This window comes from Streptomyces sp. NPDC014907 (assembly GCF_055562975.1).
This window is the reverse complement of sequence record NZ_JBVHEG010000013.1, coordinates 166,358-173,475: the sequence shown is the minus strand read 5'-3', so window position 1 is coordinate 173,475 and position 7,118 is coordinate 166,358. Positions and strand designations below refer to the sequence as shown.

Here is a 7,118-nt window from a genome sequence, read left to right as displayed (position 1 = left end):
CCGAGGCCGACGCCCAGCGCTCCCGCCTGACCGGTGAGGGCGAGAAGGCGCACCGCGCGGCGCTCGCCGACGCCGTGCGCATCGAGGGCGAGGCCCAGGCCGCCGCCATCGCCGCCCGGGGCTCCGCCGAGGCCGAGGCGATGCGCAAGAAGGCCGACGCCTTCGCCCAGTACGGCGACGCCGCCGTCCTGCAGATGCTCGTCGAGGTCCTGCCCCAGATCGTCGCCAAGGCGTCCGAACCGCTGTCGGCCATCGACAGGATGACGGTCATCTCCACCGACGGGGCGAGCCAGTTGTCCCGCACGGTCACCGACAACGTCGCCCAGGGCATGGAGCTCCTCTCCGCCACCACCGGGGTCGACCTCGCCTCCCTCCTGCGGGGCGTCACCCGCAAGCAGGAGGCGTCTCCGAAGTCCCCGGAGGCGCGGGAATCCCGGGACGCGCACGGTCCTGCCGCCCCACACGGCCCGCACGGCCCGCAGGGCGAGACCGTCGAGATAACCGGCTGAACCGGCCGACCGGACCCGATCAGCCGGACCGATCGAACCCGATCAGCCGGCCCGGCCGGGGTCCGGAACGCCGTGGGGGGGCACGTCCACCGGACGTGCCCCCCCACGGCACCTCTCCCCCGCCCGCGGGAGGGAGGCGCGGTGCCGGGTCAGACGCGGCCGGCCGCGTCGCGCCCCTCCGCCACGCCCACGCCGTCGCCGTCCTTCTCCACGGCTCCAACGGCGTTCCCCAGCGAGGACTCCGCACCCGGGGGCACGGCTCCGTCCGCCGCCCGCGCCGCCGGCGCGCCCCGGCGGCGGGCGACGTACGCGGCGACCGGTTCGGTGTAGCGGGCGGTCAGCGGCCCGATCACGACGAGGACCAGGACGTAGGCGGTGGCGAAGGGCCCCAGCTGCGGCTGCACCCCGGCGCTGACGGCCAGTCCGGCGATGACGATGGAGAACTCGCCGCGCGCGACCAGCGTGCCGCCCGCCCGCCAGCGGCCCTTGGTCCCGATCCCGGCCCGGCGCGCCGCCCAGTACCCGGTGGCGATCTTGGTCAGCGCGGTGACGACCGCCAGGGCGAACGCCGGGAGGATCACCGGCGGGATGCTGGCGGGATCGGTGTGCAGGCCGAAGAAGACGAAGAAGACCGCGGCGAACAGGTCCCGCAGCGGGCTCAGCAGGATGTGGGCGCCCTCCGCGGCCTCGCCGGAGAGGGCGATGCCGACGAGGAACGCGCCGACGGCGGCGGAGACCTGGAGCTGCTGCGCGACACCGGCGACCAGCAGGGTCAGGCCGAGGACGACGAGGAGCAGCTTCTCCGGGTCGTCGCTGGAGACGAAACGGGAGATCAGCCGCCCGTACCGGAGGGCGACGAAGAGCACGAGCCCGGCCACGCCCAGGGCGATCGCGAGCGTCGCGCTGCCCGCGGCGAGGCCGACGCCGGCGAGCAGGGCCGTGATAATCGGCAGGTAGACGGCCATCGCCAGGTCCTCGAGGACCAGGATGCTGAGGATCGCCGGCGTCTCGCGGTTGCCCAGGCGGCCGAGGTCGCCGAGGACCTTGGCGATGACCCCGGACGAGGAGACCCAGGTGACGCCCGCCAGGACGACGGCGGCCACGGGCCCCCAGCCGAGCAGCAGCGCGGCGGCCGCGCCGGGCAGGGCGTTGAGGGCGAAGTCGACGAGTCCGGCCGGGTACTGGGTCTTGAGGTTGGAGACGAGGTCGCTCGCGGTGTACTCGAGGCCGAGCATCAGGAGCAGGAGGATGACCCCGATCTCGGCGCCGATGGCGACGAACTCCTCGCTCGCGCCGAACGGCAGCAGACCGCCCTTGCCGAAGGCGAGCCCCGCGAGGAGGTAGAGCGGGATCGGGGAGAAGCTGAACCGGCCCGCGAGCCGGCCGAGCAGGCCGAGCCCGAGGATGATGGCGCCGAACTCGATCAGGAAGACAGCGGAGTGCACGCGCCCCTCACTCCCGGCCGAGGATCGCGGCGGCGGCGTCGACGCCCTCGCGGGTGCCGATCACGATGAGCGTGTCGCCGCCCGCGAGCCGGAAGTCCGGCGTCGGGGACGGAATCGCTCCGGAACGGCGCAGCACGGCGACGACGGAGGCGCCCGCCTCGGTGCGCATCCGCGTGTCACCGAGGACGCGGCCGTTCCAGTGCGAGTGGCCCGACAGTTCGATCCGCTCGGCGACGAGCCCGAGATCGGTGGTGTGCAGGACGTTGGGGCTGTGGTGCGCCGGCATGAGCGCGTCGATCAGGGAGGCCGTCTCCCCCTCGGTGAGGTGGAGGGACTGGGCGCACGCGTCGGGGTCGTCGGCCCGGTAGACGTTCACCGTCCGGGTCCCGTCGCGGTGCGCGATGACCGAGAGCTGGCGGTGCTCGCGCGTGGTGAAGTCGTACTGGACTCCGATGCCGGGCAGGGGTGTCGTTCTCGTCCGCGGAGCAGGCACAGGCCCGTCGCCTCCTGTCGTCGTGGCCGGGTCACGGCCGGCCGGGGCCGGTTCGGGCCCGTGCGTGGAAAGGAATGGCCACGGGGGGAACGGCGCCGCTCCCCACCCCGTGACCCCGTTATGGTGCCATCCGCGCGGAAGCCCGGAACACGGGTGTGGGCACGGATGGACAGAACACCGGTGGCACGGTGAGGACGGGCCGGGGCATCGGTCCCGCCGCCGGGGCGGGAGGGCGAATCGATCCGCTCCGTCCGGGGTAGGCGGCGGGCATGAGTACGGACCACCGCGCACCGCCGTCGGCGCCGGACCCTCCGGTGCACTCGCCCGGCCGCCTCGACCGCGCCGCCTTCCGCGCGGCGCGGGTCCTCGCCCGCCGCCGGGGGGCGCGGCCGGCCCTCCACCCCCGGGGGGTGGTGCTCGCCGCGAGCCTCGTCGTGCCCGACCACCGGTTCCGGTGGGGCGTGCCGTGGCTGGACGAACCGGGCTCCTACCGGGTGACGGCGCGGTGGTCCCGGGGCGCCGGGCTGCCGAGTCCGCTGCCCGACGGGCTCGGGCTCGCGCTGCGGGTGGAGGACGCGGGCGGTCCGGGCCACCCCCTGGAACTGCTCCTCACCAGCAGCGGCAGCGGCCGTCTGGCCCGGCACCTGCCGGTGCCGCGCGCGTCCGCCACCTCGGGCCCGTACAGCACGCTCCTGTCCTACGTCGTCGGCGGGGCGCGGGGCGTGGTGGCCGCGTTCCCGGTGCCGGGGCCCGGGGGCGCGCCCGGCCGTCACACCGCCGTGGGGGCGCGTCCCCTCGCGTTCCGGCTGGGGTTCGGCACGGCCACCGGGTGGTGGCCCCTGGCCCGGCTTCTCCTCCTGCACGAGGAGACCGCCCCGGGCCCGTACGCGTTCGACCCCTACCGGAACTCCCTGCCCGGCTTCCGTCCCGTCGAGCGGCTCCGCTCCCTGCGCGTCGCCGCGTACGCGGGGTCGAGGGCCGGACGGCACGCGGACTGAGGGCACGGGCTCCCGGCGGGCCCGTGCTCGCGGAGGCGGCTCGCGGGGCTGCCGGATCAGACGCAGACGTGCAGGACGCAGATGTCGTCGCGGCGGGTGGCCGGGTCGACGAGGGCGTCCAGGATTCCCTCCAGGGGGCGTTCGCCCTGGCAGGCCCCGGCCACCGCGCGGGCCAGCTGGCCGAACCCCTCGTCGAGGAGTTCCCCGGGGGTCTCGATCAGGCCGTCGGTGAAGAACAGCAGGTGGTCGCCGGGCAGCAGCCGGATCGTGGACTCCTCGTAGCGCGGCGCGATCGTGGCGCCCAGGAGGACGCCGTGGGGCGAGGGGAGGTACCGGGTCTCCCCCCGGCGCAGGAGCAGGGGCGGCAGGTGTCCGGCCCGCACCCAGGTGAGGAGCCCCTCCCCGGGTTCGTAACGGGCCATGATCATCGTGGCCGTGCTGAAGGCGCGGTCCGAGCTGTGCCACAGGAGGGTGTTGAGCCGGGCGAGGATGGTGGCGAGCGGGGTCCCGGTGATGGCCATGCCCTTGGCCGTGAAGCGCAGCTGGGCCATCGTGGCCACGGCGTCGAGTCCGTGGCCGGCCACGTCGCCGACGACGAGCAGGGCGCTGCCGTCGGGCAGTTCGATGGCGCTGTACCAGTCGCCCCCGACGTTGAGACCCTGCTGGAGGGGCTGGTAGGCGACGTCGACGGTGAGCCCGGCCAGACGCAGCGACTGCTGGGGAAGGGGCAGCAGGGCGTGCTGGAGCCGGGCGGCCAGCGCGCGTTCGGCCGCCAGCATCTCCTGCTGGGCCAGGGCGGTCCGCTCGCGTTCCACCAGCTCTTCCTTGGCCCGCTCCACGGCGGTGAGGTCCTGGAAGAAGCCGTGGACCTCGACCGGCGAACCGTGGGCGTCCGCCTCGGCCTCCGCGACGATCCGGAGGTACCGCACCTCCCCGGTGGGCGTGACGACGCGGAAGGTGTGGTCGACGGGCAGACCCGCCCCGAGGAGGCGCCGGACCGTGGCGCCCAGGGCGGGAAGGTCCTCGTCCGGGACGTGCCGGGGCAGCTCCTCCAGGGGCATCGGGCCGAGGGAGGGGTCGCGGCCGAAGATGTCGTAGACCTGTTCGGACCAGACGAGGGTGTCCCGGACGAGGTCCCAGTGCGCCCAGCCCATGTTCCCCAGGCGCTGCATGACGTCGAGGCGGCGGCGCTCGCGCGCCCCGTCGTCGAGGCGCACCCAGGAGACGACCAGCCCGCCCTGGCCGGGCGCCACGCGGACGGCGAACCGGGAGAGGCGGGGGATGCCGGCGAGGAGCTCCTCGTACTCGAACGGCTCCCCCTCGTAACGGACGCCGTTCTCCAGCGCTTCGAGGTACCCGCGCCACAGGGAGGTGCCGAACACCGTCGGGTAGGTCTCCAGGACGCTGAGCCCCACCAGCTCCGCCCCGGAGCGGCCCCCGACGTCCAGCGCCTCGGGCGAGGCCGCGGCGATCCGGAAGTCCTCGACCCCGCCGTCCTCGCCGAACAGCGGCAGGAGGAAGATCACCGAGCCCGGAAGGCCGTCGAGCAGTTCCTGGACCGCGGGCGCCGACAGGGCGGGGACGGGGGCGTCCCCGGCCGTCCGCCGGCGGCGGGCCACATAGCGCTCCGAGGAGAACACCGAGTCGTCGCCGGCCGTGCCGGAGAGCGCGGCGACTCCCCCGGAGCCGCGGTCTCCCGGCTCGGGCATGTCCGGCTCGACGCGCCTACCCTTCATGGGACGAGCATGCCACGAATGGTCCTCACGGCCCACGGACGGTCCCGGCGCGGGACCGTCCGGGAGACCGGGCCCGGGAGTGCGCGGCCGCGACGGACCGTGACCGGATCCGGCCGCCGAGCGCCGTCCGTCCCTCCGCGGCGGCCCCGGGCGCGGGGTCCCTACGGCACCAGGACGACCTTGCCGACCACGGTGCCGGATTCCGCCAGCCGTACCGCTTCGCCGACCTCGGCGAGCGGGACGCGGGCGGCGACCTGGGGGACGATCTCGCCCCGGGCGAGCAGGGCGAAGACCTCGGTCAGGTCGGCGCGCAGCCTGGCGCGGAAGGCGTCGCGCCTGCGCCGGCCGGCCCAGATGTTGTAGAAGTGGGCGCTCCTGCCGTCCGGCAGCGCGTTCCGGAGCGCCAGGCGGGCGAACAGCTTGAGGACCGGGAGCCTCGAGGAGCCCCGGACGTCGCGGGTCGAGGCGGTGCCGTAGGAGACGAGGGTGCCCCCGGCGGCGAGCAGGCGGTACGAGGCGACGACGCCCTCGCCGCCGACGTGGTCGAACACCGCGTCGTAGCCCTGCGGGGCGTGGGCGCGCAGCCGCCGGTCCATGGCGGGGTCCCGGTAGTCGACGGGGGTCGCGCCCAGCGCCCGGACGGCGTCGTGGTGCCTCGCCGAGGCGGTGCCGACGACCCGGGCGCCGGCGACGCGGGCGAGCTGTACGAGGGTGGAGCCGACGCCGCCGTTCGCGCCGTGCACGAGGACGGTCTGCCCGGGGCGGACCTTCGCGACGCGGTGGAGCATCTGCCAGGCGGTGACGCCGTTGACCACGAAGGTCTCGGCGTCGGCGGAGTCGACCGGATCGGGCACCGCGGTCAGGTCGGCCGCGTCGACGGTGACGCGGCCGGCCCAGGCCCCGGTCTTGGTCAGGGCCGCGAAGCGCCGTCCCAGCAGGTCGCCGGGGACGCCCTCCCCCACCTCGACGGCCCGTCCGACGAGGTCGTAGCCGGGGACGAAGGGGAAGGGCGGCTGGTCGTAGTACTTGCCGCGGCGCATCTGCTGCTCGGCGAAGGAGATCCCGGCGGCCTCCATCGCCAGCACCACCTGTCCGGGCCCGGCCGGGCGGGCGGGCCGGACGCGCACCCGGATGCCGTCCGGCTCGACGACTCCGGGCAGCACCGCCTCGGTGACGGTGGACGGCGCCGGGGCGGGGGCGTGGTGGTCGTTCGGGCGGGGCTTGCCGGCCATGAGAAACCTCGGTTTCGAGAGGAAGGAGCCGATGAGAGTGAAGTGTGTGGTTGACCACTCACTAATTGGGGCGAAAAAAGGGCGCCCACCGGCGCACGAGCACGGGGCCGCCGGCCGGGAGCGCGCTCAGTAGTGCGTGATCCCGGCGGACAGGGTACGGGTCCAGGGCGCGGAGACCGCCTCGGCGTCGACGGAGACCAGCAGGTGGCAGAGCATGCCGGTGGCGAAGAACTGCTGGACCTGCCCGTCGTCGCCTCCCGAGGCGCCGCGGACGTACTCGACGGTGCGGGCGTACCCCGCCCGCACCGCCTCCCTGATCCCCGGCTCGGAGACGGCGGCCGCCTGGGCGTGCAGCTGGACCAGCATGAGGTCGTTGTCGCTGATCAAGCGGGCATAGGCGTCGCCCATCGAGGCGAGGACCGCTTCGGGGGCGCTGCTCCCGGCATCCGCCGCGCCGCCTTCGAGGGCGGCGCGGACCCGGACGAAGCAATGCTCGACGACCGCGGTGAACAGCGCCTCCTTGTTCGGGAAGAGGCGGTACACGTAGGCCTGTGAGATGCCGGCGGCCTTGGCCACCTCCGTGGTGGTGGTGCCGAAGTACCCGCGGGCCGCGAACGCCCCGATGGCCGTGCGCAGCACCGTCTCCCGGCGCTCTTCGGCGGTGGACAGTCTGCGGCGTTCCGTCGTCATGTGAGTACTCAATCA

7 protein-coding genes are annotated in these 7,118 nt (G+C 74.8%); 2 read left to right on the top strand and 5 right to left on the bottom strand.

Features of this window, described 5'->3' with window-relative positions:
- The coding region (locus tag ACZ3IL_RS26610; RefSeq protein ID WP_467394206.1) for a flotillin domain-containing protein at window positions 1–509 on the top strand (509 nt) is incomplete at its 5' end.
- Window positions 510–658: 149 nt separating this feature from the next.
- Here the strand turns inward: ACZ3IL_RS26610 and ACZ3IL_RS26605 are convergent.
- A complete protein-coding gene (locus ACZ3IL_RS26605) occupies window positions 659–1,954 on the bottom strand; it encodes a cation:proton antiporter (RefSeq protein WP_467394204.1) in 1,296 nt (431 codons plus the stop codon).
- A 7-nt stretch (window positions 1,955–1,961) separates the two neighbouring features.
- The gene (locus ACZ3IL_RS26600; protein ID WP_467394202.1) at window positions 1,962–2,447 is read right to left on the bottom strand and encodes a cation:proton antiporter regulatory subunit; all 486 of its coding nucleotides are present in this window, start codon (window positions 2,445–2,447) and stop codon (window positions 1,962–1,964) included.
- Window positions 2,448–2,716: 269 nt separating this feature from the next.
- Here ACZ3IL_RS26600 and ACZ3IL_RS26595 point away from each other — a divergent pair, with 269 nt between their 5' ends.
- Window positions 2,717–3,445, top strand: a complete 729-nt coding sequence (locus ACZ3IL_RS26595; RefSeq protein WP_467394200.1) for a phosphodiesterase — start codon at window positions 2,717–2,719, stop codon at window positions 3,443–3,445.
- 56 nt (window positions 3,446–3,501) lie between these two features.
- On the opposite strand, the gene ACZ3IL_RS26590 is transcribed toward ACZ3IL_RS26595, so the two are convergent.
- From ACZ3IL_RS26590 to ACZ3IL_RS26580, 3 genes are all read right to left on the bottom strand, one after another.
- Window positions 3,502–5,181 carry a PP2C family protein-serine/threonine phosphatase gene (locus ACZ3IL_RS26590; RefSeq protein ID WP_467394198.1) on the bottom strand — a complete coding sequence of 560 codons (1,680 nt, stop codon included), beginning with the start codon at window positions 5,179–5,181 and terminating at the stop codon, window positions 3,502–3,504.
- A 161-nt stretch (window positions 5,182–5,342) separates the two neighbouring features.
- Window positions 5,343–6,413, bottom strand: a complete 1,071-nt coding sequence (locus tag ACZ3IL_RS26585) for a medium chain dehydrogenase/reductase family protein (protein ID WP_467394196.1) — start codon at window positions 6,411–6,413, stop codon at window positions 5,343–5,345.
- A gap of 126 nt (window positions 6,414–6,539) precedes the next feature.
- Window positions 6,540–7,103, bottom strand: a complete 564-nt coding sequence (locus ACZ3IL_RS26580; RefSeq protein WP_467394194.1) for a TetR/AcrR family transcriptional regulator — start codon at window positions 7,101–7,103, stop codon at window positions 6,540–6,542.
- Window positions 7,104–7,118: the final 15 nt, after the last annotated feature.

Excerpts from the sequence above, each read along its gene's own strand:
- ACZ3IL_RS26595 (WP_467394200.1), top strand. The coding sequence starts at position 2,717 with ATGAGTACGGACCACCGCGCACCGCCGTCGGCGCCGGACCCTCCGGTG.
- ACZ3IL_RS26580 (WP_467394194.1), bottom strand. The coding sequence starts at position 7,103 with ATGACGACGGAACGCCGCAGACTGTCCACCGCCGAAGAGCGCCGGGAG.
- ACZ3IL_RS26590 (WP_467394198.1), bottom strand. The coding sequence starts at position 5,181 with ATGAAGGGTAGGCGCGTCGAGCCGGACATGCCCGAGCCGGGAGACCGC.
- ACZ3IL_RS26585 (WP_467394196.1), bottom strand. The coding sequence starts at position 6,413 with ATGGCCGGCAAGCCCCGCCCGAACGACCACCACGCCCCCGCCCCGGCG.